General features: G+C 36.7%; 24 protein-coding genes, 1 tRNA gene and 1 pseudogene. 9 read left to right on the plus strand and 17 right to left on the minus strand.

Going from position 1 to position 26,589, the window contains the following annotated elements; all coding sequences use genetic code 11:
* Window positions 1-145 precede the first annotated feature (145 nt).
* Window positions 146-1,369 carry an RtcB family protein gene (locus ABN080_RS07055; RefSeq protein ID WP_196553631.1) on the minus strand — a complete coding sequence of 408 codons (1,224 nt, stop codon included), beginning with the start codon at window positions 1,367-1,369 and terminating at the stop codon, window positions 146-148.
* Entirely contained in the window at window positions 1,366-2,505 is a 1,140-nt protein-coding gene (locus ABN080_RS07060; protein ID WP_349440875.1) for a slipin family protein, read from the minus strand. Before ABN080_RS07060 ends, ABN080_RS07055 begins: the two co-directional genes overlap by 4 nt.
* A gap of 550 nt (window positions 2,506-3,055) precedes the next feature.
* On the opposite strand from ABN080_RS07060, the gene rtcR reads away from it, so the two are divergent.
* The gene (gene rtcR, locus ABN080_RS07065; RefSeq protein WP_349440703.1) at window positions 3,056-4,648 is read left to right on the plus strand and encodes an RNA repair transcriptional activator RtcR; all 1,593 of its coding nucleotides are present in this window, start codon (window positions 3,056-3,058) and stop codon (window positions 4,646-4,648) included.
* A gap of 9 nt (window positions 4,649-4,657) precedes the next feature.
* Window positions 4,658-5,575, plus strand: coding sequence for a ribonuclease Z (gene rnz / locus ABN080_RS07070; RefSeq protein ID WP_349440704.1), 918 nt, complete (start codon window positions 4,658-4,660; stop codon window positions 5,573-5,575).
* Between the two features lie 85 nt (window positions 5,576-5,660).
* On the opposite strand, the gene ABN080_RS07075 is transcribed toward rnz, so the two are convergent.
* Window positions 5,661-6,335, minus strand: a complete 675-nt coding sequence (locus ABN080_RS07075; protein WP_109408083.1) for a DUF421 domain-containing protein — start codon at window positions 6,333-6,335, stop codon at window positions 5,661-5,663.
* 267 nt (window positions 6,336-6,602) lie between these two features.
* On the opposite strand from ABN080_RS07075, the gene ABN080_RS07080 reads away from it, so the two are divergent.
* Both ABN080_RS07080 and betT read left to right on the plus strand, forming a co-directional pair.
* Window positions 6,603-7,238 (plus strand): hypothetical protein, encoded by a 636-nt coding sequence (locus tag ABN080_RS07080; protein ID WP_349440705.1) that lies wholly within the window; start codon window positions 6,603-6,605, stop codon window positions 7,236-7,238.
* A 366-nt stretch (window positions 7,239-7,604) separates the two neighbouring features.
* Window positions 7,605-9,608 carry a choline BCCT transporter BetT gene (betT, locus tag ABN080_RS07085; protein ID WP_196553627.1) on the plus strand — a complete coding sequence of 668 codons (2,004 nt, stop codon included), beginning with the start codon at window positions 7,605-7,607 and terminating at the stop codon, window positions 9,606-9,608.
* Between the two features lie 68 nt (window positions 9,609-9,676).
* On the opposite strand, the gene hpaR is transcribed toward betT, so the two are convergent.
* The gene (gene hpaR, locus ABN080_RS07090; protein WP_196553626.1) at window positions 9,677-10,114 is read right to left on the minus strand and encodes a homoprotocatechuate degradation operon regulator HpaR; all 438 of its coding nucleotides are present in this window, start codon (window positions 10,112-10,114) and stop codon (window positions 9,677-9,679) included.
* Between the two features lie 592 nt (window positions 10,115-10,706).
* Between hpaR and hpaC the strand changes: the two genes are divergently transcribed.
* The 3 genes and pseudogenes from hpaC to ABN080_RS07105 form a co-directional block, all read left to right on the plus strand.
* Window positions 10,707-11,225, plus strand: coding sequence for a 4-hydroxyphenylacetate 3-monooxygenase, reductase component (gene hpaC / locus ABN080_RS07095; protein WP_072070714.1), 519 nt, complete (start codon window positions 10,707-10,709; stop codon window positions 11,223-11,225).
* 598 nt (window positions 11,226-11,823) lie between these two features.
* Window positions 11,824-13,308 (plus strand): dipeptide/tripeptide permease DtpB, encoded by a 1,485-nt coding sequence (gene dtpB, locus ABN080_RS07100; RefSeq protein ID WP_196553625.1) that lies wholly within the window; start codon window positions 11,824-11,826, stop codon window positions 13,306-13,308.
* Between the two features lie 278 nt (window positions 13,309-13,586).
* Window positions 13,587-13,790 (plus strand): annotated as a pseudogene (locus ABN080_RS07105) (TM2 domain-containing protein); the annotation flags it as partial.
* A gap of 79 nt (window positions 13,791-13,869) precedes the next feature.
* On the opposite strand, the gene fbaA reads toward ABN080_RS07105, so the two are convergent.
* From fbaA to dnaQ, 12 genes are all read right to left on the minus strand, one after another.
* Window positions 13,870-14,949 carry a class II fructose-bisphosphate aldolase gene (gene fbaA, locus ABN080_RS07110; protein ID WP_196553623.1) on the minus strand — a complete coding sequence of 360 codons (1,080 nt, stop codon included), beginning with the start codon at window positions 14,947-14,949 and terminating at the stop codon, window positions 13,870-13,872.
* A gap of 63 nt (window positions 14,950-15,012) precedes the next feature.
* Entirely contained in the window at window positions 15,013-16,176 is a 1,164-nt protein-coding gene (gene pgk / locus ABN080_RS07115; protein WP_196553622.1) for a phosphoglycerate kinase, read from the minus strand.
* A gap of 86 nt (window positions 16,177-16,262) precedes the next feature.
* On the minus strand, window positions 16,263-17,282 hold the full coding sequence (gene epd, locus ABN080_RS07120) for an erythrose-4-phosphate dehydrogenase (protein ID WP_072070718.1): 1,020 nt from the start codon (window positions 17,280-17,282) through the stop codon (window positions 16,263-16,265).
* Between the two features lie 257 nt (window positions 17,283-17,539).
* A complete protein-coding gene (tkt, locus tag ABN080_RS07125; RefSeq protein WP_196553621.1) occupies window positions 17,540-19,534 on the minus strand; it encodes a transketolase in 1,995 nt (664 codons plus the stop codon).
* Window positions 19,535-20,051: 517 nt separating this feature from the next.
* Window positions 20,052-21,032 (minus strand): hypothetical protein, encoded by a 981-nt coding sequence (locus ABN080_RS07130; RefSeq protein WP_349440706.1) that lies wholly within the window; start codon window positions 21,030-21,032, stop codon window positions 20,052-20,054.
* A 46-nt stretch (window positions 21,033-21,078) separates the two neighbouring features.
* Complete coding sequence (locus ABN080_RS07135; protein ID WP_349440707.1) at window positions 21,079-21,531, minus strand: hypothetical protein; 453 nt, start codon at window positions 21,529-21,531, stop codon at window positions 21,079-21,081.
* 159 nt (window positions 21,532-21,690) lie between these two features.
* Window positions 21,691-22,020: a hypothetical protein gene (locus ABN080_RS07140; RefSeq protein ID WP_349440708.1), complete on the minus strand. Its 330-nt coding sequence runs from the start codon at window positions 22,018-22,020 to the stop codon at window positions 21,691-21,693.
* Window positions 22,017-22,370: a hypothetical protein gene (locus tag ABN080_RS07145; protein WP_349440709.1), complete on the minus strand. Its 354-nt coding sequence runs from the start codon at window positions 22,368-22,370 to the stop codon at window positions 22,017-22,019. Before ABN080_RS07145 ends, ABN080_RS07140 begins: the two co-directional genes overlap by 4 nt.
* A 1-nt stretch (window position 22,371) precedes the next feature.
* A complete protein-coding gene (locus ABN080_RS07150) occupies window positions 22,372-22,917 on the minus strand; it encodes an SMI1/KNR4 family protein (RefSeq protein ID WP_349440710.1) in 546 nt (181 codons plus the stop codon).
* Between the two features lie 33 nt (window positions 22,918-22,950).
* A complete protein-coding gene (locus tag ABN080_RS07155; RefSeq protein ID WP_349440711.1) occupies window positions 22,951-23,346 on the minus strand; it encodes an immunity 22 family protein in 396 nt (131 codons plus the stop codon).
* A gap of 175 nt (window positions 23,347-23,521) precedes the next feature.
* Window positions 23,522-23,598: transfer RNA gene (locus ABN080_RS07160), tRNA-Asp, on the minus strand.
* A 123-nt stretch (window positions 23,599-23,721) separates the two neighbouring features.
* Window positions 23,722-24,474: a DNA polymerase III subunit epsilon gene (gene dnaQ, locus ABN080_RS07165; RefSeq protein WP_072070727.1), complete on the minus strand. Its 753-nt coding sequence runs from the start codon at window positions 24,472-24,474 to the stop codon at window positions 23,722-23,724.
* Window positions 24,475-24,539: 65 nt separating this feature from the next.
* Here dnaQ and rnhA point away from each other — a divergent pair, with 65 nt between their 5' ends.
* A complete protein-coding gene (gene rnhA / locus ABN080_RS07170; protein WP_349440712.1) occupies window positions 24,540-25,025 on the plus strand; it encodes a ribonuclease HI in 486 nt (161 codons plus the stop codon).
* A 6-nt stretch (window positions 25,026-25,031) separates the two neighbouring features.
* Here the strand turns inward: rnhA and ABN080_RS07175 are convergent, their stop codons facing one another.
* On the minus strand, window positions 25,032-25,748 hold the full coding sequence (locus ABN080_RS07175) for a methyltransferase domain-containing protein (protein WP_072070728.1): 717 nt from the start codon (window positions 25,746-25,748) through the stop codon (window positions 25,032-25,034).
* Between the two features lie 38 nt (window positions 25,749-25,786).
* Here ABN080_RS07175 and gloB point away from each other — a divergent pair, with 38 nt between their 5' ends.
* A complete protein-coding gene (gene gloB / locus ABN080_RS07180; protein ID WP_072070729.1) occupies window positions 25,787-26,542 on the plus strand; it encodes a hydroxyacylglutathione hydrolase in 756 nt (251 codons plus the stop codon).
* Window positions 26,543-26,589 lie beyond the last annotated feature (47 nt).

Below are 26,589 nucleotides of genomic sequence, written 5' to 3' on the forward strand. Positions count from 1 at the left end.
AATCAGAAAATAAGGATCTTATTTAAAGAAAATTTCTGTTCTTAAAATTTTTATTCATTTGCATTACATGCACACGCTGTCATATCTCACTATCCCCTACGTTACCGTTTGGGGATAGTTATGAATTATCTTAAAAAAAGTATGATTAACCTTTTACACACACCACCTGTCTTAGCGTATGAACAACTTCAACCAAAGATGATTGTGCCTTCATAACCGCATCAATATCCTTATAAGCCATTGGAATTTCGTCAATGACATCTTTATCTTTTCGACATTCAACATGTGCTGTAGCCCGGATCTGATCTTCAACACTAAAGGCTTTTTTAGCTGCTGTTCGACTCATTACACGCCCAGCACCATGGCTACATGAACAGAAACTTTCAGCATTTCCTTTTCCTCTTACAATAAAACTCTTAGCCCCCATTGAACCAGGGATGATCCCCATTTCACCATGTTGTGCTGAAACAGCTCCTTTTCGTGTTACCAGTACTTCCTCACCAAAATGCATTTCCTTTTGTACATAGTTATGGTGACAATTCACAGCTTGTTGCTGTGTCGTAAAAGGTTTAGAGATTTGCGTCGATAATGCGGCCAACACACGTTCCATCATGACTTCTCGGTTATGTCGTGCAAAATCCTGAGCCCATTCGACCGCTTCTATATAGTCATCATAGAAAAGCGTTCCTTCCTTTAAATACGCTAAGTTTTTATCCGGCAAATTAGCAATATGTTCTCTCATATCTTCTTGCGCCATTTGTATAAATAACGTACCGATAGCGTTACCCACACCTCGAGATCCACTATGCAACATTACCCAGACGTTATCTGATTCATCAAGACACAATTCAATAAAGTGGTTCCCTGTTCCTAATGTTCCAAGATGACGATAATTATTAGTATTTCGTAAACGTGGGTACTTATCAGTTAAAACCTTAAAACGCCCTTCAAGTTGTTGCCAATGTTGATCAACAAGTTTAGGTGGGTTCTTCCATGAACCACGATCATTCCCTGATTGATAACTCGTTCTTCCATGAGGAACGGCTTGTTCTATTGCTGTTCTTATCGCAAATAAATTATCGGGTAGATCATTTGCATGTAATGATGTTTTCACTGCAATCATTCCACAACCGATATCCACCCCAACAGCCGCTGGGATAATCGCACCTTTGGTTGGGATAACACTACCTATTGTTGAACCTTTGCCTAAATGAACATCCGGCATAACCGCCATATGTTTAAAGATAAAAGGCATCTTAGCGGTATTGATAAGTTGCTTTAGAGCATCGGCCTCAACTGGCACACCATTTGTCCACATTTTGATTTCAGCAGTTCCTGCTTCTTTTACTATTTGATGATCCAATATCATGCCTGTGCTCCTTTAATTTGTACTAACCCGTTTAATACTTGGTCTAAACCACCGTAAACGGAAATCTTATCAATACGTTCTGCAATACGTTCTACGGTTTCTAGCTCTTTTAATCGTAAGGCCACTGGATTGTTTTCCATCACTTTTGCCGTATTTAATAAAGAACGCGTTGCGGATGTCTCTTCTCTTCGGCGAATAACATTAGCCTGAGCTGATTTTTCTGCCTCAACGACTTGCGCTAAAATCGTTTTCATTTCACCGGGTAAAACAATATCTTTTACCCCCAATGAAGCCACTTCAATACCATATCCTTCGGTCACTTCACTGATTTTTTCACTGACTAAACTATCTATCAGGCTTTTATTTTCTAATAATTCATCTAATGTTCTTGTTCCTACGGCTTCACGTAACGCAAACTGTAACTCTTTATATAAGAACTCCAATGGTGAAGCCAGTTGCTGATATGCTAAAAGTACATCGCTATAACGCCAGTTAGCCGATAAATTAATACGCAGTGTCACCTTGTCTTTCGTTAGGATCTCCTGCCCACTAACATCCAGTGTTTGTAAACGCATATCGACTACTTCAACATCTACTTTATGCTGATAACGCCAATATCCTTTTAATCCCGGAGGCAACAATGCTTGTGTTTCCCCATTGATCCGAATAACACCAGCATGCCAAGCAGGAATATCCACAGTAAGAACCCCTTCACTTCCCTTTATGACTTGATTTCGTAATTTAGGGTGCTGGAGTTTTTTCATCAAGATTGAAGATACTTCAAGTTCATCGATAGATACTATTTCTAAAAAACGGTCGGAATAACGCCAATATAAACGTCGCGTTCCTGGTGCTAAGATCTCTTTTAAAGAGCCGTTTTCATATAAAAGACCGATCTCCTCATCCGATAACACAATATCAAAACCATACTCAGTCACCCATTGAGGATAGTATTGACGTAAAAATTCGGCTTTCTCGCTTTCTAATGCTCCACCATTTAAAGGGAAAATATCTGCACTGAGCTGATGCCCAAAATCAAAAAACTTATGTTCACCTGCTGTTAGCACATCAATGTACTCATCTTTTTTCTTTAAAAGTGCTAACTGTCCCTGTTTTACCACAATTGTTGTTTTTATCATTTTTCGTTCCTTCTTCTTTTATTCTTCTTTATATAGTGCAATTTATCGTGACTTACTTTTCCACGGGCAAGCTTTGCGAAACTGAAAGGAAAACAAGAGAGGAACAATGCTTTGTTTGTCTCTTCTTCGGCTATCAATCCAGCTCAGTTGCTGGTGGACAAGCAAGGTGACGGTACAGCTGTCACAACGATTTTTTATAGTTAATTTTACATTTGGATTTGTAATGGTTTTGGTGTCAGGAATCGAACCTGAAAATAACCCTCTTCACCTACAGAGTCTCGATGTAGAGGAACACATTTAGATAACACCACAGAGTGTTCCTCATGTGCCTACCAGATTTAAAATCTGCTCAAGACAGTAATAACATTGCCAATATCGTGCCAAGTTTTCAAAAACCACCAAAAATATTTTCAATTCATTGTTTATATTAATAAAAATATTCTTAATACGATTTTTAGATATTTATCTATTAAATTAAAACAACAGAACCCTATCTTTTTATCTATATATTTATAAAAATAGATAAAAAATAAGTAGGGATAACTTAATGAAACGCAAAGTAGTGATTGGTGTTTTAGGCACAACATTAGATAAAAGAGGTAAAAGCCATAAAAGGTGGAACTCATGGCGCCCAACAATTTCCATTTGTCATCAAAAGGATTTTCCTGTTAGCCGATTAGTGATGATCCACCAGCCTAATGACTCAATGCTAGCATCTAAAATCACAGAAGATATCCATACTGTCTCAGCTGATACAGAGGTGTGGCCATATGAAATTGATATTTGTGATCCATGGGATCTTGAAGAGGTTTACAGTCATTTTCTTGATTTTGCAGTAAATTATCCATTTGATACTGAAAATGAAGAATATTATGTGCATATCACAACAGGAACACATATTGCTCAAATTTGTTGGTTTTTACTGACAGAAGCACATTATTTACCTGCAAAACTATTACAAACCTCACCCACTTCTAAAATAGAAAATAAAGATGGTGCTAAAACCATACAGTCAGCAACGGGCAGTTATGCCATTATTGACCTTGATTTAAGCCGTTATACAAAATTAACGAGCCGATTTGAGCACTACCATAATGAGTCGCTCTCTTTTTTAAAATCAGGGATCGCCACACGAAATGAACGTTTCAATACCTTAATTGCTCAAATTGAACGAGTCGCATTGCGCTCTTTTGCCCCTATTCTATTAACTGGCCCCACAGGTGCAGGAAAATCATTTCTTGCTCAACGTATTTATGAATTACGACAATCACGCCATTTTGTAAAAGGGCGTTTTATCGCAGTTAACTGCGCTACTTTGCGCGGTGACAACGCCATGTCCACTTTATTTGGACATGTAAAAGGTGCATTTACAGGTGCATTGCAAGCTAGGCAAGGGTTATTAAGAGAAGCCGATAAAGGAATTTTATTTCTTGATGAAATTGCAGAATTAGGGCTTGATGAGCAAGCGATGCTACTTAAAGCAATAGAAGAAAAATCTTTTTATCCGTATGGCTCAGATACTGAAGTACAAAGCGATTTTCAGTTGATAGCAGGTACACATCGAGATATGGATAAACAAATTGCAAAGGGGCTTTTTCGTGAAGATCTCTATGCAAGGATTAATATGTGGTCTTTTTCATTACCGGGATTAGTCGATCGCAAAGAGGATATTGAACCCAATATTGACTATGAGCTGCATCACTTTGCAACACTCTATCAAAAAGTGATCCGCTTTAATTCAGATGCAAAATCTCACTATATTCGGTTCGCCACATCTGAGCAGGCATTATGGCGTGGTAATTTTCGTGAACTTAGTGCTAGTATAACGCGAATGGCAACACTTGCTGAAAATGGTCGCATCACTCTAGCACTTGTTGAGGAAGAAATTAGCCGTTTAAAACAAAGTTGGGGAATAACCTCTTCTTCTTTATTGAAAGATCTGGATATCGATCTTTTCGATCTCAGCCAACTGAATACGGTTATCAAAACTTGTCAGCAATCATCAACTCTCTCAGAAGCCGGTAGAAAACTTTTCGCAGTATCAAGGCAAAATAAAAAACAGCCCAACGATGCCGATCGTCTACGCAAATACCTTGCGAAATTTGGCTTAAGCTGGGAACGAATTCAACATGGAGAATAATATTTCATTATGGAGCTCATTTTTTTAGGTACTAATGCAGGTGTTCCGTCTAAAGATCGGAACGTCACAAGTATGGTGCTTGATTTACAAAATAAACAAAAAAGTATGTGGATGTTTGATTGTGGTGAAGCCACACAGCATCAGATACTACATACTCGCGTGAAATTACCACGTTTAAATAAAATTTTTATTACCCATTTACATGGTGACCACATTTTTGGTTTACCGGGACTACTTTGTAGTCGTTCAATGGGAGGGACTGAGGCAGGATTAACAGTATATGGCCCCACTGGCATCAAAGATTTTATAGAAACATCGCTGACATTAAGTCACTCCTATTTAACTTACCCGATTAATATTGTTGAAATTGACGCAGCTGGTTTTCTGTTTGAAGAAGAAGGAATGAAAGTCAGTTGTGAAGCACTTTCTCATCCAGTACCTTGTTTTGGCTATCGCTTAGAAGAAGAAAATAGCCATGGTAAACTTGATGCCCTGAAGCTAAAAACTGAAAATATTCCGACGGGTCCTTGGTTACAAGAGTTAAAACAAGGCAAAACTATCACATTGCCCGATGGAAGAGTCATTGATGGTCAAGAGTATATCGGCCCTGAAATAAAAGGACGCTGTATTGCTATTTTCGGTGATACACAGCCCACACCAGATGCATTAAAACTGGCTAATAACGCAGATGTTATTGTACATGAAGCGACGTTTAAACATGAAATGGCAGAACAAGCAAATAGTCGCGGGCATTCAACGACAGTACAAGCTGCAACATTAGCAAAAGACGCTAATGTCAAAAAGTTGATTATTACCCATATTAGTAGTCGCTATTTACCAGAAGACTGTGTTGAATTACTCAATGAATGCCAACACGTTTTTAGTCATACTGAAATTGCGGCGGATTTTGCCGTGTTTAAGTTATAGTTCTACTACTAGAAAATAACAATAGCGACATTATGTCGCCATTGTTACTCTACAGCATTCACCCAATCATCGATTTGTATTTTAGTTAATTATTCTGCAATGATGCGGTACGCTTTATCTTGCCATCTTGCAAAATAAAGTTCACTTTTCCATCCCAAAACTCAGCTAAAAAAACATCTTCAGGCTTATCAATATGCTGGTTTTTCATTTCTTCTTGCAACCATGCTTCATCTTTTTCTATTTGTACTAATTCTGAAGTACGGATAACGCCGTCTTTCATCACAATCAAGGACGGCATTTTAGCGCCATCACACACTACTGTAATTTGTCCATCAGGCTCAATTTGTGCGTAGTTAACTTCTTGAAACGAATGGATACCTTGAGCATGAAGACGTGAAGTAATATTAAGAATGTCTATTTTATTCTTCTTCTCCATGATGTTTTCCATAATAAACTCACCCTTTTTTATGATAGGGATCGGATTTCCAATGGTAACCGCACGAAAAAAATTGAATCGTTTGCTGATATAGTTGAGCAAAGAGATAAAACAAACACCGATTAAAAAGACAATAATATATTGGTAAAGAGGAATAGCATCAGTATAAATCACGCCTCCCATGATCCCCCCAAGAACAAAATTACCAATAAAATCAATGGGAGTTAATTGAGAAAGTTGTGTTTTTCCTGATAAATTCATATGGGCTAATATGATAGTAAAACCAATAATAAATTTGATAATAACCAGAAAGTAATATTCCATTTGCATCTCACATTTCCAATAATATTTGCCCTCATTATTATAAAGCAGAAAACGCTATCCTGATAAAAATTAAAATTATTTTTCATGGGATTTGACTAAGAACAAACACTTAATATACTTAGGTTAGTTGATTTTAAGACTCACACTATACTTATTACGATAGTTTATCTGTAATATCTTACTATCAGCGTAATAGCTTCTCGCCTTTTTTACTACTTACGCGGGATATCACTGAATTGTTTTTGAACACACATTTTGGAGAAAAAAATGAATAAAAAACTACTTACTTCATTGGTTCTAGCGGGTCTTGTTACTATCACTGCAGGTTGTGATGATTCATCTAAAAAAGTCGATGATAGTATTGATAAGGCAAAAGAAACTGCAACTCAAGTAACTGAGACAGCACAAGATAAAGCTAACGAGCTGACAGAACAGGCTAAAGATAAAGCTGCTGACGTAAAAGAAGATGCAGCAGCAAAAGCAGATGAATTAACACAACAAGCTCAAGAGCTAAAAGATAAAGCAGAGCAAAAAGCCGCAGAATTAAAAACACAAGCTGATGAAAAAACAGATGCGCTAAAAGAAAACATCTCACAAAAAACTGATGAGTTAAAAGATGCGAGTGCAACAAAAGCAGAAGAGATTAAGCAAAGTCTAGAGGCTGAAAGCAATAAACTCTCTGAAAAAGCGGCAGAGTTAAAACAAGATGCCAGTAAAACAGCTGATAACCTGATGCAAGAAGCTGACACAAAAGTTGATCAGCTAAAAGGCGATGCTTCAAAAACAAGTGGTGATATAAAGCAACAAGCTCAAGAGACTGAAAATAAAGCACTTGATAAAGCGGATCAATTGACTGATCAAGCAAAACAAAAAATTGATGATTTAAAAGCTGAGAACAAATAATCTGATTTCAGAATTTTTGATGAATCAAAAGCCAGTGAAAATTCACTGGCTTTTTTTGTACAAAAAAAAGACAAGGGTTGATCGATTAAGCAAAAAATGTAACCATGTTCTCCTTTTTTCAACAGGAGAAACCTATTAAAGAATGAAAGCACTTATATCACAATAATGGCAATCAATTGATTTAATGCTCTTTTTCTCCATTTTACGGAAAAAATAATTTACTTCCGTTCTTTTATAAAACATCACTCTGACTTGATGTTTTATTCAAATTTTCTTACGAACTTTTCTTTTCTGGTTATAAATAACAATCAGAAAGTTGATAGCGAAAAGTCTCTTTCTAGGAAAATAACAAATAATAGGTTAACTATGAGTCAACAAAACGATATTACCCCTCAAAAAATTAGGATGAAAATTAATCCTCCCGTTTTTTATACCTCAGCGCTATTAATTCTATTAGTCGTTGGCTTCTCTGCATTATTTCCAGAGTTGGCTAATGATAAATTAGGTCATCTTCAGGAAAACCTCTTCACGAATGCAAGTTGGTTCTACATTCTAGCCGTAGCATTGGTTTTGCTGAGTGTGACTTATTTAGGACTTTCCCGTTTTGGTCAAATAAAACTGGGGCCTGATCATGCTCGTCCTCACTTTAGCTATTTTGCATGGTTTGCCATGCTCTTTTCTGCTGGTATGGGGATCGGATTAATGTTCTTTGGTGTTGCAGAACCTGTTATGCATTATTTAATGCCTCCTACAGGTGAAGCGCAAACCATTGAAGCAGCTAAAGAAGCAATGCGATTAACTTTTTTCCATTGGGGATTACACGCTTGGGCAATTTATGCCATTGTTGCGCTAATTTTGGCTTTCTTCTCTTATCGTCATGGTTTGCCATTAACGCTACGTTCAGCACTCTATCCCATCATTGGTGATCGTATACATGGTCCTATTGGTCATGCCGTCGATATTTTTGCTGTTATGGGAACAGTTTTTGGTGTTGCAACCTCTCTGGGTTTCGGTGTTTTACAAGTTAATGCCGGTTTAAATCACCTTTTTAATGTTCCTATTAATCCAACCGTTCAAGTTGTTTTAATTGTTGTAATAACAGGTCTTGCAACTATTTCTGTTGTTTCTGGATTAGAAAAAGGTATCCGCTTTTTATCCGAACTTAACTTAGGTTTAGCCGTTATCCTTCTTTTATTGGTGATCATTCTCGGTCCAACAGTATTGATATTAAAATCATTTGTTGAGAATACGGGAGGATATCTATCCGAAATTGTGAGTAAAACCTTTAATCTTTATGCATATGAACCCAAATCGAGTGATTGGTTAGGGGGATGGACTCTGCTTTATTGGGGTTGGTGGTTATCATGGTCTCCGTTTGTGGGTATGTTTATCGCTCGTATTTCTCGTGGCCGTACTATCCGTGAATTCGTTGTGGGTGTTCTGTTTGTTCCTGCTGGCTTTACCTTACTTTGGATGACTGTTTTTGGTAATACCGCTATTCATTTAATCAAAGATAAAGGTGCAGAAGCCCTCGCCAATATCGTACAACAAGATGTTTCACTGGCTTTATTTGAGTTCTTAAATTATTTCCCATTCTCGTCTGTTTTATCTTTCTTTGCGATGCTGATGGTGATTGTCTTCTTTGTGACCTCAGCAGACTCGGGTGCTATGGTTGTTGATACTTTGGCTTCAGGTGGCGATAGTGAAACACCTGTATGGCAACGTATTTTCTGGGCAGGATTAATGGGTATTTCTGCAATCACTTTATTATTAGCCGGTGGTTTAACAGCGCTACAAACAGTGACTATTGCAAGTGCACTTCCTTTCTCAATCGTATTACTTGCTTCTATTTATGGATTGATAAAAGCATTGCGAGTGGATGTATATAAACGTGATAGCCAACAGTTAACTACGATTGCGCCACCAGCAAGCCGTAATCCAATTCCTTGGCAACGCCGTTTAAGAAATATAGCTTATTTTCCAAAACGTTCCCATGTAAAACGTTTTATGGATGAAGTTATTCAACCTTCAATGGAAATGGTCTCTGCTGAATTAAGCAAACAAGCAACTCAATGCTATATCCATAATGAAGAAGATGATCGCATTGGCTTCGAAGTCGATTTAGGTGATGACATGAATTTCTTCTATGAAGTTCGTCTGCGTTTTTATACTCAACCCGCCTTTGCTTTAGCTGGGTTAAGTGATGAAGAAAAAGACGAAGAACATAAATATTATCGTGCTGAAATTCATTTAAAAGAAGGTGGGCAAGACTACGATGTAATGGGTTGGACGAAAGAACAAATCATTCATGATATTCTTGATCAATATGAAAAACACATCCACTTCTTACATGTATTGGGTAAACAGTAATATTATCTAATTCATAACAAACAAAAAGGAGATGCCCTTGCATCTCCTTTTTTATTATCAATAATAAATTATTTCTCTGATTGTTCGGTATCATCTGGATTTAACGCAATCAGTTCCTTTAATAATCCAGATAAGCGTTGTAACTTCTCGGTCGAAAATTTTTGCTCAAGTAATTGATAACCTTCTTCAATTTTAGGCTGAATTTTATCGTATAAATTTTGACCATTTATAGAAAGCGAAACAAAAAGCTTTCGCTGGTCACTGACAGGTTTTAATCGACAAATTAGCTCGTCTCTTTCCATTCTAATAAGAATACCCGTTAAACTTGGTCGAAGAATACACGATTTTTGTGCTAGTTCGTGAAAATCAATAGAACGCTTATCCGCAAGCACTCGAATAATCCGCCATTGTTGTTCTGTCAGATTATGCTCTTTAAGAACAGGTCGAAAAAAACCCATCGCAGATTCCCGAGCTTGCAATAGTGCGATAGTTAATGATTCATGCATAATCAAGAAGCTCTTTATATGGTGTTATAGGTGAATGGACGAAAAATCACTCAATATAGACAGTGAAAAAGTACCGCTGTTTATGGTTTATAAAATGACTATATTCTAAGAATAGACTATTTGTTACAATTATTCATATTAACAAATAAATAAAGTTGACTCAATTTTTGCAATTTTATTCTCTTTGTGCAATTTATCACCCTTTACTTTTATTTGTTTTAACACCACTTTTCACAACCTTTTGCCCTATATGCAATTATTATGAGTTTGCAATTTGTGTTATCCCCCTATCTATTGAAAAAAGTCGCCTAATTTGCCTATTGCCTTAGCTATAAATTAGGAATAATGATCGTAGCGATAAGGTTGTCTCACATTTTTTTGAGATAAAGTTAACAAGTTGTAACAAAGAAAGATTGCTATCTTTGTTTATGCGCGGTAGCGTTACGCCTTTAAATTCGTGCGACGAAGAAACCGGCAAGTTCATAACAACTTTGTTAAGCGGAGTCGTTAAACCATATTTTAACGACCTTAATTAATTATTATTTTAAGTGAAGACGCCCACAGACGAGAAGTCTGGCAGTAGGAGTAAAAAATGTCTGAGGAAAAACAGGCTAACCCACTTTTTAGGGATGCAATGGCAAGCTTAGGTGCGGCAGTTAATATCGTTGCAACAAATGGCGATGCTGGATGTTGTGGCTTAACCGCAACAGCGGTATGTTCAGTCACTGATAATCCACCAACCGTGATGGTTTGCATCAACAGTAAAAGCCAAATGAATACAACTTTTCAAGAAAATGGAAAATTAAGTATCAATATCTTGAATCATGAGCAGGAAGAAATGGCCTGTCATTTTGCCGGAATGACAGGGCTTGCGATGGCAGATCGCTTTACCCAACCAGGTTGGCAAAATGGGCAACTACAACAACCGATATTAACAAATGCACTAGCCTGCTTAGAAGGCGATATTTATGATGTTCGCCAAGTTGGCACGCATTTTGTTTATATGGCTGAAATTAAAAATATTGCTGTACGTGAAGATGGTGATGGACTTATTTATTTTAAACGCCGTTTCCATTCTGTTAAAAATGAATTGGTACCTATCTCCATTTAAACTTCGACTATTTCTGACTCAAGATAAAAACGCGCTTTCAATAAGGGCGTTTTTTATTATTAATAATATCTTTATAAATCCAAATATTTATCCAAAATAAATGAATACTTATTTATTCAAATAACCATTCCTAATTTTTAGGTCTTTATTAAACTTTTATTAACATCTGTTTGTTATAAAAGAATATCTTTAAATTATAATGAAAAATTTCTTTCTATAATCAATCAGTCACATCATAAAAAACTTTTTCTTTTCATTTTCACCATGCATCTTTATTTATTCTAATTAGATTAAAATACAAACAAAAAATAATCTTATCGGCGAATTTTTATACCAAGAACCAATTAAATTGCTTTATTTGAAAATAAACTAATGAATATTTTTTTCAATCTGGTATTAATCTTCCTTACAGTGTGATCAACCTTTGAGAAGTCATTCCATCAATATATTAGTCTACTCGACTTGCTGATTACCTTCTTAAATTTGCAAACATCACTCTAAATACGGCAGATAATGTTATCGTCATGTAACATATCTCATAAGTTTGAGTAAATAACATCGTTGTTGAAAATAAATAATAATTAGGGGCATTACAGATATGGATAAACCCGCTCAAGTCGGTTTATTACAACAGCCTAAACCATTCTTTATGATTTTCTTTGTAGAATTATGGGAACGTTTCGGTTACTACGGCGTACAAGGTATTCTTGCCGTTTATTTTGTTAGTAAACTCGGATTCTCTCAAGAACAGGCTTTTATTACTTTTGGTGCATTTTCTGCACTGGTTTATGGGCTGATTTCTATTGGTGGTTATGTTGGTGATCACTTATTAGGAACAAAACGAACTATTGTTTTAGGTGCTATTGTCTTGGCTATCGGTTATTTCATGACTGGTATGTCAATTATGTATCCTAATTTAATTTTCTATGCATTAGGAACTATCGCTGTAGGTAACGGTTTATTTAAAGCGAATCCTGCAAGCTTATTAGCAAAGTGCTATCCACCTAAAGATCCCCGTCTTGATGGCGCATTTACGCTATTTTATATGTCGATAAATGTTGGCTCATTAATTTCTTTATCTGTTGCGCCAGTACTTGCCGATCATTATGGATATGGGCTGACTTATAATATTTGTGGTATTGGCTTAATTATCGCCTTATTGGTTTATTTCTTCTGTCGTAAGATGGTGGCAAATATTGGTTCTGAACCAGACCATTTACCAATGAATTACAACAAGCTGCTATTAGTCATTGCCGGATCTGTCGCAATGGTATTTGCTTGTGCATGGTTACTGCACAACGTAATGATTGCGAATATTGTTTTAGTCAGCTTGTCTATTATTGTTGTCTTCATTTATTTCCGTGAAGCGTTTAAACAAAAAGACCGTGTTGCACGTAATAAAATGTATGTTGCTTTTGTTCTGATGTTAGAAGCTGTTATTTTCTACATTCTTTATGCACAAATGCCAACCTCATTAAACTTCTTTGCTATTCACAACGTTCATCATAATTTATTGGGTTTTGAGATCCACCCTGTAAGCTTCCAAGCTTTAAACCCATTCTGGATTATTATTGCTAGCCCAATCTTAGCCATCGTGTATAGCCGTTTAGGCGCGAAAGGCAAAGACTTCTCAATGCCAGCGAAGTTTACCGCCGGTATGCTTCTGTGCTCGTTAGGATTCCTTACAGCCGCCGCATCGGGTATGTGGTTTGCAGATGCTCAAGGCTTAACATCACCTTGGTTTATCGTTCTGGTTTATTTATTCCAGAGTTTAGGTGAGCTAATGATCAGTGCATTAGGTTTGGCCATGGTTGCGGCTTTCGTACCGCAATATATGATGGGCTTTATTTTAGGTATGTGGTTCTTAACTCAAGCAACAGCCTATTTGTTAGGTGGTTATGTTGCAACCTTTACAGCAGCACCAGAAGGTATTACAGATCCACTACAGACTTTACCTATTTATACCGATGTGTTTGGTAAAATTGGTATAGTGACCTTAATTGTAGGTCTGGTTATGTGGGCAACAGTGCCTCTACTTAACCGAATGATGAAAGAAGAAAGCAAGGACGTTAAAGCGGTTTAATTCTCTTTCCATTTTGTTGTTTTATTTAAAGCGCCTATCAATAGGCGCTTTTATTTTAGGAAAAAAACGGAAATACATTTTTAATGTCATTGTCTTTTTCTGCTTTACGAAATGCGCCATTTTCTTAATTTTATCTTTATCATCCCCATTCTCTTTTATCTTCTTTTAATCTGTTTTATAACGATTACTCTTAATAGAAAACAGCTAAGAACCTATATTGTTTTATATTTACCATTAACAGCACTCATGTTGGAAAGAGGAGTAGTTTAATGAACGATAAAAATAAATTGTCAGCAGCATTACTGGCTATTTTTTTAGGTGGACTAGGAATACATAAATTTTATCTTCGCAAAGTCGGTATGGGGATTTTATATCTAGTTTTTTGTTGGACGGGGATCCCCGCTATCATTGGCTTTATTGAAGGTATCTATTATTTGTGTATTTCAGACCAAACCTTTAATGCTAAATATAATCGAGACTAAAATTGTCCTGCTTTCTTTGACTAGATACAAAAAAACCCGCTCAATAAGCGGGTTTATGTCATCTTGAAAAATTAATCAATTAAAGAACATCAACTGCATTCAATTCTTTAAATGCTTGCTCTAAACGAACAACCATTGATGATTGTGCTTGACGTAACCAGTTACGTGGGTCGTAGTATTTCTTGTTAGGTTTATCAGCACCTTCTGGGTTACCTAACTGACCTTGCAGATAGCCTTCGTTCTTTTTATAGAATTGTAAGATACCATCCCAAGTTGCCCACTGAGTATCAGTATCGATATTCATTTTGATAACACCATAGCCAACAGCTTCTTTGATTTCTTCAGCAGAAGAACCTGAGCCGCCATGGAAAACGAAATCTAGGCTATTGTGTGGCAGATTGAATTTCTCTGATACGTAGTCTTGTGAATTGCGCAGAATTTTTGGCGTTAATTGAACGTTACCTGGTTTATAAACACCATGAACGTTACCGAAAGAGGCTGCGATAGTGAAACGAGGGCTTACCGCGCTCAGTTTTTCATATGCGTAAGCAACATCTTCTGGTTGAGTATACAGAGCAGAACTGTCCATGCCTGTATTATCAACACCGTCTTCTTCACCACCAGTACAGCCTAATTCGATTTCTAAAGTCATATCGATTTTGGCCATACGCGCTAAATATTTAGCACAGATTTCGATGTTTTCTTCTAATGACTCTTCTGATAAGTCAATCATGTGAGAAGAGAACAGTGGTTTACCTGTTTTAGCGTAATGTTTTTCACCTGCATCTAGCAGGCCATCAATCCATGGCAATAATTTTTTCGCACAGTGGTCAGTGTGCAGAATAACAGGAACACCGTAGTATTCAGCCATTTGATGCACATGGTGAGCACCAGAAATTGCACCTAAAATAGCGGCTTGCTGAGGTACATCAGATTTAAGACCTTTACCTGCGATAAATGCAGCACCACCGTTAGAGAACTGTACAATAACAGGAGAACGAACTTTCGCAGCAGCTTCTAACACAGCATTGATTGAGTCAGTACCTACGCAGTTAACCGCTGGCAGAGCAAATTTGTTTTCTTTTGCTACTGCAAATACTTTTTGTACATCATCACCCGTGATGACACCCGGTTTCACGAAATCAAAAACTTTAGACATGTAATAAGATCCTATATTTGGAACAGGTAGAAAATAACTTTCTACCTGTATGAGCTGACTTAATTACTGTTTAGCGCGTTCTTCTAACATTGCAACAGCAGGAAGTTTTTTGCCTTCAACGAATTCTAAGAAAGCACCACCACCGGTTGAAATGTAAGAGATTTTGTCTGCGATATCAAATAAATCAATAGCTGCCAGCGTATCACCACCACCTGCGATAGAGAATGCTTCGCTATCTGCAATCGCTTTAGCAATGATTTCTGTACCTTTACGGAAGTTAGGGAATTCAAATACACCTACTGGGCCATTCCACAGGATAGTTTTCGCATTTTTCAGGATTTCAGCTAAACGTTCAGCTGTCACATCACCGATATCTAGCACTTGTTCATCGTCTTTGATGTCACTTGCTGATTTTAAAACAGCGTCTGCTGTTTCTGAGAATTCAGTTGCAACACGAACATCACTTGGTACTGGAATATCGCATTTTTCCATCAGTTTTTTAGCGTCATCTACTAAGTCTGCTTCATATAAAGAACGACCTACTGGGTGACCTTCTGCTGCGATAAAGGTATTTGCAATACCACCACCAACGATTAATTGGTCAGCGATTTTTGATAAGGAATCTAATACAGTCAGTTTAGTTGAAACTTTAGAACCACCAACAATTGCAACCATTGGGCGCGCTGGTTTATCTAATGCTTTACCTAATGCTTCAAGCTCTGCTGATAACAAAGGGCCAGCACAAGCAACTTGTGCAAATTTAGCAACACCATGAGTTGATGCTTGAGCACGGTGAGCAGTACCGAATGCATCCATTACGAACACATCACATAATGCAGCGTATTGTTTAGACAGTGTTTCGTCGTCTTTCTTTTCGCCTTTGTTAAAACGAACGTTTTCAAGAACCACTAATTCACCGGCATTAACTTCAACACCGTTTAAATAGTCTTTAGCAAGACTTACAGGTGCAGTTAATTTGTCTTTCAGATAGTCAACAACTGGTTTTAAAGAGAACTCTTCGTTGTACTCACCTTCGGTAGGGCGACCTAAGTGAGAAGTTACCATCACTTTAGCGCCTTGTTTTAACGCGGCTTCAATTGTTGGTAAAGAAGCACGAATACGCGCATCTGAAGTCACTTTACCATCTTTTACTGGAACGTTCAGGTCAGCACGGATAAGAACTCGTTTACCCGCTAGGTCTAAATCGGTCATCTTAATTACAGACATGATGAATCCTCTCATTGATTCTCTAAAATTTAGTAATCTTCTGTTCAGTGTGTTGTATTTTACGCGACACCGTCATTAAAACATGATTATTTAAAACCAGTTGTAGCCATTGCTAACGTTGTATCAAGCATCCGATTAGCAAAGCCCCATTCATTATCACACCAGACTAACGTCTTGATCAGGTGTTGCCCACTGACTCTTGTTTGAGTGCCGTCAACGATAGCACTATGAGGGTCGTGGTTAAAATCAGTTGAGACTAATGGCAATTCTGTGTAATCCACTATACCACGAAATGCGCCAGTTGCTGATTTTTGAATTAACCGATTGACATCTAACACATTTACAGCGGTTTTTACAGTGACACTTAAATCAATTGCCGTCACATTAATTGTAGGAACTCGTACAGAAATTGCCTCAAAATGATCCTTAAATTTTGGGAAAATTCGAGTAATTCCTGCGGCCAATTTCGTATCAACAGGAATGATAGATTGTCCTGCGGCACGAGTACGGCGTAAATCCTTATGATATGCATCAATCACGGGTTGATCGTTCATGGCTGCATGGATTGTAGTTACTGTTCCTGATTCTATATTAAACGCATCATCCATCATTTTAATGATGGGAATAATGCAATTTGTTGTACAAGATGCGTTTGAAACAATGCGGTGTTCTTTTTTAAGTTCATGTTGATTAACACCAAAAACCACTGTTGCATCTAAATCTGTTGTTCCCGGATGAGAAAAGAGCACCTTTTTGGCACCTTGTGCAATATGAGCTTCGCCATCAGCACGAGAGCCATAAGCACCACTACAATCAAGCACAACATCAATACCAAGCTCACCCCAAGGTAAATCAGTAATATCAGCATGATGAAAAAGACGAATACTATCATCACCTACTTGCAATAAATCATTATTAATTCGTACATCCCAAGCAAAACGTCCGTGACTGGAGTCATACTTGAGAAGATGCCCAATACCTTGTGCATCAGCCAATTCATTTATTGCAACAACCGTTATTTCAGCCCGTTTGCCTGATTCATAAAGCGCTCTTAACACATTACGCCCTATTCGACCAAAACCGTTAATAGCGACTCTGATTGTCATGTGACTTCCTTGATAACTTGTGATTTGCAACCGCTTAGAATAATAGAGCAAGATACTAATCAACAACGATAAATCAAGTAAATCTAGAAATTGTGCAGTCACCGACATTTTAGCATTGACTGAAACGGTTCAGCTTATTGGTAATCAGATTACGAGAAATGAGAGAAGATCGCAATAGTAAACAAAGATGGAAGGATAAAAAAAGAGCACATCTGAGAAATTCTTCCCAAAAATGTGCTCTTGTTAACACTTATTGATTATTTAAGTAAAGATTTTGCCTGTGTGACCACATTTTCAACAGTAAAACCAAACTCTTCAAATAATTCGTTTGCAGGTGCAGACTCACCGAAGCTATGCATACCTACAATCGCACCATCTAAACCAACATATTTGAACCAGTAGTCAGCAATACCTGCTTCGATAGCAACACGAGCTTTCACTGATGCTGGTAATACTGCTTCACGATAATCTGCATCTTGTTTATCAAATGCATCTGTTGCTGGCATAGAAACAACACGTACTTTACGGCCTTCAGCAGTCAGTTGATCATAAGCGCTAACCGCTAATTCAACTTCAGAACCTGTAGCAATAAAGATTAATTCAGGCGTACCAGTACAATCCTTCAGGATATAACCACCCTTCTCGATATTTGCCAGTTGCTCTGGAGTACGTGGTTGTTGTGCAAGATTTTGACGAGAGAAAATCAGCGCTGTTGGGCCATCTTTACGATCAATCGCATATTTCCATGCAACTGCTGATTCAACTTGGTCACATGGACGCCATGTGCTTACGTTTGGAGTAACACGCAGGCTTGCCATTTGCTCAACTGGTTGGTGAGTTGGACCATCTTCACCCAGACCAATAGAGTCATGAGTGTAAACAAAGATACTGCGGATCTTCATCAGTGCAGCCATACGCACTGCATTACGCGCATATTCCATAAACATCAAGAAGGTTGCACCGTAAGGGACGAAACCGCCGTGTAATGCAATACCATTCATGATTGCAGACATACCGAATTCACGTACACCGTAATGGATGTAATTACCCGCATTGTCTTCATTCAGCGCTTTAGAACCAGACCACATAGTCAGGTTACTTGGTGCTAAGTCCGCAGAACCACCCATGAATTCTGGTAATACTTTACCGAATGCTTCTAATGCATTTTGAGATGCTTTACGGCTTGCAATGCTTGAAGGGTTTTGTTGCAGATTTTCAATAAATGCTTTGGAATCTTTTTCCCAGTTTGCTGGTAATTCACCTGAAACACGACGTTTGAATTCAGCCGCTAATTCAGGGAACTGTGCTGCGTATGCAGCAAATTTAGCATCCCATGCAGCTTCTTTAGCTTTACCCGCTTCTTTCGCATCCCACTCTTTATAGATTTCTTGTGGAATTTCGAATGCGCCATATTCCCAACCTAACGCTTTACGTGTTTCAGCGATTTCTGCATCACCTAATGGAGAACCATGAGAATCTGCAGTACCTGCTTTATGTGGGGAACCAAAACCGATAGTGGTTTTACAAATCAACAGTGATGGTTTGTCTGTAATTTGTTTCGCTGCTTCAACAGCGGCTTTAATGCTTGCTGCGTCGTGACCATCGATACCACTGATAACATGCCAGCCATAAGCGTCAAAACGTTCTGCTGTATTGTCAGTAAACCAACCATGCACTTGACCATCAATAGAAATGCCATTGTCATCATAAAATGCAATCAGTTTGCCTAACTGTAGTGTTCCAGCTAAAGAACACACTTCGTGAGAGATACCTTCCATCATACAACCATCACCCATAAAGGCGTAGGTGTAGTGGTCAACGATGTCATGACCAGGACGGTTAAATTGAGCCGCTAATGTACGTTCTGCAATAGCAAAACCCACTGCGTTTGCAATACCTTGACCTAAAGGACCCGTTGTTGTTTCAACACCTGGGGTATAACCATATTCTGGGTGACCCGGTGTTTTAGAATGCAATTGACGGAAATTTTTCAGATCATCTAAAGAAACTTGATAACCAGACAGGTGCAGTAAGCTATAAATCAGCATTGAAGCATGGCCGTTAGATAATACGAAACGGTCACGATCAGCCCAGTTAGGGTTTGTCGGATTATGATTTAAAAAATCACGCCATAATACTTCTGCAATATCAGCCATACCCATAGGGGCGCCAGGGTGTCCTGATTTCGCTTTTTGCACAGCATCCATACTTAAAAAACGGATCGCATTAGCAAGGGTTTTACGAGTGGTCATTTTCTACTCCAAGTCGGATAAAAAGCATCTAGATAGCTGATTCTCTCAATGCAGGCAAAAAACCGCAATATAAAAAATCCACCAAGGTGGCTATCGTAATTAGCTTAAATCAATAGTTCTTTGATTTGTACGGCGTTTTTTACGATTAAAGCGGAAAATAACATTAAACCACTGCATTGTTGCGCAACAAAAAGCAAAAAAGACAAATATTTGCGCAATTGAGAAGCGTGCTATTAAACCTTAGCTTGATATGACTAATCAAGATAAAAATTCATTACCTAATTATCCATCAAATCAAATAAATACCGTATTTGTTTTAATTATAGCCTAATAACTAACTGAACTTGTTACAAAGACGTAGAATTATAAGTGTTTAAAAAAGATAAAAAGCAGATAATTCACTGATTCAGTGATAAAAATCTTATTTATATCATATATAACTAAAAGGAAAACTCTGCGTAACGTAATTGTTATTCTTTTTATTAAAAAGCAATGTATCTATATATTCTACTTAGTCTTAGTTAATTTTAGATAGAAAATACTCTAAGTGTAACTCCTTAAAATCTTCTTTTCTAATAAAGAAATGCAAATCGATAATTGATTTTAATAATAAAAAAAATTGTAAGTTATCTCTTTTACAAAACGCTTTTAATTTTAAAATCTCATCAGGATTATTTTTTAAAATATAATAGTTATAATTCATGATGATCATCTTAGAGACGAAGAGGTTAAGTGTTGATTGATCTTTACTTAAACAACTCACTAATAGTTTAAATATTTTATCAGTATCACATTGGTACGTTTTGATAAATTTTTCAGGTGACAGATAAAGTAAACAGTGATCTTCTAACGTAAAGATAACACTTTCATCTTCCTCAAGAAGAAATTTAATAATTTCCATCTGTTGGTTCTTAATGATATTTAAATCTTTATGACTATTCTTCTTTCTATATTGATAAACAAGATCGTGAGTTAAGTTGATTAATAAATCAACTCTCATTATTTTATCATCTGAATAACGAAAATAAAGTTGATTATCCTTCACTATAAAATAGTGATAATAAAAATCAGCAAATCCCATATCATAGAATAAATAATTAATAAGTTCAGTTTTATAGATATTTTCTTTCTCTTCACCTAAAAAAGAGAGAGTCGCTTTTAACTGAGAAATAATATAAGTAGAAACTAAGTTTTTATCATAAAAACTTTCATTTCGATTTATCGATAATATATTAGGTAAAAGTCTTAAAAAATGAAAGAATCTATAATAATTTTGATCGTAAGGTTCAACACTAATCACTTCATCAACTTTCTGTGAGCTAAATAATTCATTCCACCATGAAAGATAAAGAGCTGGCTTATTTTTTAATTTGACTGAAATGATTTCCTCTAATTCACCATCCCAAGGCTGTAAAAATAGAGTATCGTGTTCAAAAGGAAGCACTCTCGGATTGAATAATTTTCTTAATTTATATTGATAAATCTTAGTGATATCCATCTCTCTACTTCCTTAAGTTACTCTATTTTTCTTAAAAAGAATAAAGTTAAATTACGACTATTTTTTTATGGTAGATCCCTACTGGCCAATACCCTTGATAATAGATATTAACGATATTTTCCCAGTTGTCTCCATAATTGAAATATTTTTCAGTAAGATACTGCCTAAATGCGTAACTAATCGCATTTTTAGCTGCAATATTGAAATCATGGGCATCATATTGAAATGGGGCACGTGGAATATTTTTCACACTATCCATCACACAACGCGTTATTTTTATACGTTGTTCTATTAATGCCTTAGGCAGAGTTTGCTTTGTATAAAAAGGATCATCTTGAGTTGGTGAGGTAGGTAACCATATAAAATCTAACTCAGAAAGCAATAAACGCTCCAGATCTGAAAATAAAATCACATTATCAGCCTGTAAGTCAGCTTTCCCCATATTAGAGAAAAAAGCTGTGTTCTGTATTTTGTGTTGTACTTCGTCAAAAAAGATCATGATTAATCGGCTCAATAAACTCAACATCTATTCTATTGACAGTCACCGTAATATACGGATTTTCAAAATACGAGTCATGATAAAAAAGAATAAATTTCTCTTAAATTAAGTATTAGTAATAAAACCAAACTTATAAAATGTTATTATTTCTCCTAAGGATCAGTACCAACGCCCCATAGGTGAATTTTCTTTCAGATTTTTATCAATCAATTCTGGCGTAATAATGTTTTGTTCAATCACAGGAAGCATGATTTCATCTAGAATTTCACAATCAATATAACAACCAGTATTATGAAATATAAGGTTTAAAGCCTCATCAATTAATGCTTGCTGACCATGCTCTTTCATTTCAAGGATAAACTGAATAATTGCCTGTTTTATCTGTTTATTTTTACTGTATTCGGCTTGTTCAGTTTCAAATTCTTGATAATAAAAATGGTCAAGCATTTTAGATAGCATACTTAACCGTAAATAAAATTCCGTGTTCATAATTTGATCCTAAATATCCCTAAAACTATGATTTGATATCGTGCGGGTTGTCTTTCACCAATAGCAAATAAACCAAATAACTGCATATTCTCTTTTTTTGACTTTTGGATATCGTACATTACCGACAAACCATCATAGGTATAGCACGTTCCTAGATTTAAGGTGAGTCCTTTAACCTTATTTATTACCTGCTGTTTTACATCTTCATCTATGCTGTTTAAATCTCTTAATTGCGTTACGCTAACTAACATATCTTCATCATAATAAGAGCATTGAATAAGATGATTTAGTTGATAAAAATCATCTTCAAAACCATCATAAATTAGCGCTTTTTTCTTTATATTTTTCATCTTATTCAGGTTTTAATTGATACCAAAATGAAGTTGTTTTAGATGAGGTTAGCTCAATAATTTTATCTGGCGAAATATCCGTTAAAAATAGTGTGGCAACTGCGCTAAAAAAAGCAAAAAAATTCACTGCAATATGTTCGAAACTATCCATAGATGACTCATTCGTCATTGCAAAAACATTCCCTGTTTGAGTATTTAATAAGAGGGTATAAGGATCTGACAGTGCAATAACAATAACATTTTCAGGTCGTTTATCACCAATCCACCACTGAGCAAACTCATTGAGGCTATTTAGCATAAAAAGTCTTTCTAGATAATCTTCACCACAGCCAAAACTGATATTAAATAATGAGAAATTATCTAAATTATAAAGAGAGATAAAAGAGGTAAAATCATCAGGAAGGGAAAGCGTTAACGTCTGTTCTAGCAAATCTAAATCAGTAAGAGGTGTCGTTCTTTTAAAAAGAATTAAATCATTAAAATCCTCACCTAAAGGAGAAAATTTATCTTCTAGCTTTTTTGTGATTTCATCAAGCGTTAATAGCATGATCAGCCCAGCCTAAGGGTGTTTTTAAACCAATTAATCACCATTATATTCGCCCACATAATGTAAATTATTATAGGTTTGATTATCGCTCTTTTTGATAACAAGTTCAGGATCTTGATACCAAAATATAGCGTTGGCACTTTTAATTCCTAGTTCTTCACATTTAGCTTTAATGAACGAGATTTCACTTTCATCAACAGCAGCATCTACCAGAATTTCATCAAGCATAACATCGTTATCAAAGCGAGGAATAACACCAATAAAATCTTCGTCGTACCACATTATTCCCAGATCTTTGCAAAATCCACATACTCTATAATTAGGAGAATCAATCCCTTCTTCCTCGGAGTAATCTAACTCAAAATAATGCATATACTCTTCTTCAGAAGAAAAATTACTGCCAATCCATAAATGTACTTTATTTTCCATATTAATTACCCTGCAGAATGCCATTCTATATAGCACTAATATCATTAATAAATTTTAAGATAGTGATATCAAATATTGAAAGCAAGGAATAATAACTTAGAAAAATATGGAGAGAGAAAATTATTTGAGGCTATAAATGCAAAAACCCCAGCATAAATGCTGGGGTTTGGAATGTTGGCGGAACGGACGGGACTCGAACCCGCGACCCCCTGCGTGACAGGCAGGTATTCTAACCAACTGAACTACCGCTCCGCGTATCCTTTCGGACGAGGTGAATATTACGAATCTCTTGCCTTGTCGTCAACTGTTTTTCTAACAAAAAGATGCATTTGGATAGTTTTTAATCTCAGTTAATCATTTCTGTTTTTTTTATATTCAAACGGCCTCATCATTTGATGCAGGACGCCACAAACAATGCCCACCTTTTTTCTCAACTAAATCTAATCGAGACTCATGCTCAGCAAGTTCTTCTGCGGTTGCTCTTATTACTCTTAATCCTGAAACTGGACGCTCAATACGTTGAATATCATTTTGCTCTTGTTCGTTACTTGATTCGCCTTCCATTGAAAATGCTAATGCTGTTTGTCCACCGGTCATTGCCAAGTAGACATCAGAAAGTATTTCAGCATCCAGTAACGCGCCGTGAAGGGTACGTTTAGAGTTATCTATTAAGTATCTATCACATAAGGCATCAAGGTTATTTCGCTTACCGGGGAATAATGCCCTTGCCATTGCAAGGCTATCAGTAATTTGGCAGAACGTTTCGGTAGGCGGAATGTCACGATTAAGCTTTCTGAACTCATAATCCATAAAGCCGATATCAAACGACGCGTTATGAATGATTAGCTCTGCACCACGAATATATTCTAAAAACTCGTCAGCAATATCAGCAAAAGAAGGGCAATCCTCTAAAAATTCATCACTGATACCGTGAACTTCAAACGCTTCAGGATCGACTAATCTTTCAGGTTTAACATACACATGAAAATTTCGCCCTGTTAATCGACGATTGATAACCTCTACGGCACCAATTTCAATGATATTATGACCTTCATAATGAACGCCCAGCTTATTCATACCGGTAGTTTCGGTATCAAGTACAATTTGTCGTGTGATTGGAGTGCTCATAATCCGTTTTTATGTCAGACTTAGGGTTAGTTTTTTGTATTAATCAATAAGGATAAGTCGCCTTTATGCACAAGCAGGTAGAAATATTCACCGATGGTTCATGCTTAGGCAACCCAGGCCCCGGTGGTTATGGCGCTATTTTACGCTATCAACAACATGAAAAAACCCTAAGTGAAGGTTTTTTTATGACCACCAATAACCGAATGGAACTTCTTGCCGCTATCGTAGCATTAGAAACATTAAAATTCCCTTGTAAAATTACACTGACAACAGATAGCCAATATGTCAGACAGGGGATCACACAGTGGATACATAGCTGGAAAAAGCGTCAATGGCGTAAAGCAGACAAAACCCCTGTGCTTAATGTCGATTTATGGAAGCGCTTAGATAGTGCTATTACTCGTCATGAAATTGAATGGCATTGGGTGAAAGGCCATGCTGGTCATGATGAAAATGAACGTTGTGATGAATTAGCAAAAGCAGCCGCACAAGCACCAACTCAAGAAGACACAGGTTATATCGAAAGCCAAAAAGATAAAACCACAGATTAGTCAATATTATGGCTCTGGATGATTACGTGTAGCCCCTAAAACTCGACCTTTTACACTCATGCGTGGCAATGCAAATTTCATGGCTGTGGGTGTTAAAGGAAGCGTTCTTTTACGTGCAATGATTAAATTTAAACAGCCACCGATGTGATAGCGGCTACCATCACGTTTTATTGGTCTTGAAAATGGCATAATCTGAAAATTCTGTTGTGTCATCACTTCATAATTTAACACACTAAGCCAATCTATTTGGCGACGAAGTGAAAACATACGACTAGAGTAAGGCTGTTTTTGTCGTAATATCGGCGTGCATTTCCCAAGTCCTAATAAACTAATAGGGTTAAAGCTCGTTAATACAATCCAGCCATCATCAATTAAAACGCGATCTGCTTCTCGTAATAGCCAATGGGGATCTGCACTATAATCCAGTACATGTGCCATAAGGCAAACATCAATCGATTTATTTTCAAAGGGTAAATAATCTAAAGAGGCAATAACATCTGCATTTATTTTATTAGATGTCACATTGACTTGATGTGACACGATACTTAATTTGGTATCCAGTTCAGCACTGAGTTGACCGAGTTTCAATAAATGAAAGCCATAAATTTTCGGCCACCAATTTTGTAAACGCAGTTCGATAGCTATGCGATAATATTCCCCCCAGGGAATATCACGCCAAGAATCTGGCATCATAATTGGTTTTGCTGAACGTGCTGCTTTCATCGTTTAACCCTTTATAATTTATAAGTAAGGTAACTTATATGGAGCTTATCAGAATTCCTGCTTTATCCGATAACTACATTTGGCTATTAAGTAATGAAAATAGTGAATGTGTGATTGTTGATCCTTCACAAGCCGAGCCTGTTATAGAAATGCTCTTACAGCGTTCGCTTACACCTATCGCGATTTTGCTCACCCATCATCATGATGATCATGTGGGTGGTGTTGCTGAACTTGTAAAAAAATATCCTAATATTAACGTTTTCGGCCCACAAGAAACACAAAGTAAAGGTGCTGAAAACATTATTCATAACCAAGAGCATATTATTGTCAGCTCTTTTTCTTTTTACGTAATTGGCACCCCTGGTCATACTCTTGGCCATGTAGCTTATTATTGCGAACCTTATTTGTTTTGTGGCGATACGCTATTCTCAGGAGGTTGTGGTCGTTTATTTGAAGGTACTGCACAACAAATGTTTAGTTCATTACAAAGATTAAGTGCATTACCTGATAACACATTAATTTGTTGTGCTCATGAATACACCTTATCAAATATGACCTTTGCACACCATATCATGCCAGAAAATGCGCTTATTACCGATTATTTAGCCCAAGTTAGTGAAATGCGTAAGAAATTACAACCTACAGTGCCAATAACACTGAAAAACGAAAAGAACATTAATCTTTTTTTGAAATCTGACGATATTGATTTACAAAGGATTTTAGGTATAACCACTAATACTTATGCTCCAATTAAGACATTTACAAAATTAAGGGAATTAAAAGACAACTTTTAATACCTATTAGTTGTTTTATTTTGGCACACTAAGTATTATTTGGTTCA

Origin of the sequence: Proteus sp. fly-1089 (genome assembly GCF_040138965.1) — a bacterium.
GTDB classification, from domain to species: domain Bacteria; phylum Pseudomonadota; class Gammaproteobacteria; order Enterobacterales; family Enterobacteriaceae; genus Proteus; species Proteus vulgaris_B.

Excerpts from the sequence above, each read along its gene's own strand:
- ABN080_RS07055 (WP_196553631.1), bottom strand. The coding sequence starts at position 1,369 with ATGATATTGGATCATCAAATAGTAAAAGAAGCAGGAACTGCTGAAATC.
- rtcR (WP_349440703.1), top strand. The coding sequence starts at position 3,056 with ATGAAACGCAAAGTAGTGATTGGTGTTTTAGGCACAACATTAGATAAA.
- rnz (WP_349440704.1), top strand. The coding sequence starts at position 4,658 with ATGGAGCTCATTTTTTTAGGTACTAATGCAGGTGTTCCGTCTAAAGAT.
- ABN080_RS07075 (WP_109408083.1), bottom strand. The coding sequence starts at position 6,335 with ATGGAATATTACTTTCTGGTTATTATCAAATTTATTATTGGTTTTACT.
- ABN080_RS07080 (WP_349440705.1), top strand. The coding sequence starts at position 6,603 with ATGAATAAAAAACTACTTACTTCATTGGTTCTAGCGGGTCTTGTTACT.
- betT (WP_196553627.1), top strand. The coding sequence starts at position 7,605 with ATGAGTCAACAAAACGATATTACCCCTCAAAAAATTAGGATGAAAATT.
- hpaR (WP_196553626.1), bottom strand. The coding sequence starts at position 10,114 with ATGCATGAATCATTAACTATCGCACTATTGCAAGCTCGGGAATCTGCG.
- hpaC (WP_072070714.1), top strand. The coding sequence starts at position 10,707 with ATGTCTGAGGAAAAACAGGCTAACCCACTTTTTAGGGATGCAATGGCA.
- dtpB (WP_196553625.1), top strand. The coding sequence starts at position 11,824 with ATGGATAAACCCGCTCAAGTCGGTTTATTACAACAGCCTAAACCATTC.
- fbaA (WP_196553623.1), bottom strand. The coding sequence starts at position 14,949 with ATGTCTAAAGTTTTTGATTTCGTGAAACCGGGTGTCATCACGGGTGAT.
- pgk (WP_196553622.1), bottom strand. The coding sequence starts at position 16,176 with ATGTCTGTAATTAAGATGACCGATTTAGACCTAGCGGGTAAACGAGTT.
- epd (WP_072070718.1), bottom strand. The coding sequence starts at position 17,282 with ATGACAATCAGAGTCGCTATTAACGGTTTTGGTCGAATAGGGCGTAAT.
- tkt (WP_196553621.1), bottom strand. The coding sequence starts at position 19,534 with ATGACCACTCGTAAAACCCTTGCTAATGCGATCCGTTTTTTAAGTATG.
- ABN080_RS07130 (WP_349440706.1), bottom strand. The coding sequence starts at position 21,032 with ATGGATATCACTAAGATTTATCAATATAAATTAAGAAAATTATTCAAT.
- ABN080_RS07135 (WP_349440707.1), bottom strand. The coding sequence starts at position 21,531 with ATGATCTTTTTTGACGAAGTACAACACAAAATACAGAACACAGCTTTT.
- ABN080_RS07140 (WP_349440708.1), bottom strand. The coding sequence starts at position 22,020 with ATGAACACGGAATTTTATTTACGGTTAAGTATGCTATCTAAAATGCTT.
- ABN080_RS07145 (WP_349440709.1), bottom strand. The coding sequence starts at position 22,370 with ATGAAAAATATAAAGAAAAAAGCGCTAATTTATGATGGTTTTGAAGAT.
- ABN080_RS07150 (WP_349440710.1), bottom strand. The coding sequence starts at position 22,917 with ATGCTATTAACGCTTGATGAAATCACAAAAAAGCTAGAAGATAAATTT.
- ABN080_RS07155 (WP_349440711.1), bottom strand. The coding sequence starts at position 23,346 with ATGGAAAATAAAGTACATTTATGGATTGGCAGTAATTTTTCTTCTGAA.
- dnaQ (WP_072070727.1), bottom strand. The coding sequence starts at position 24,474 with ATGAGCACTCCAATCACACGACAAATTGTACTTGATACCGAAACTACC.
- rnhA (WP_349440712.1), top strand. The coding sequence starts at position 24,540 with ATGCACAAGCAGGTAGAAATATTCACCGATGGTTCATGCTTAGGCAAC.
- ABN080_RS07175 (WP_072070728.1), bottom strand. The coding sequence starts at position 25,748 with ATGAAAGCAGCACGTTCAGCAAAACCAATTATGATGCCAGATTCTTGG.
- gloB (WP_072070729.1), top strand. The coding sequence starts at position 25,787 with ATGGAGCTTATCAGAATTCCTGCTTTATCCGATAACTACATTTGGCTA.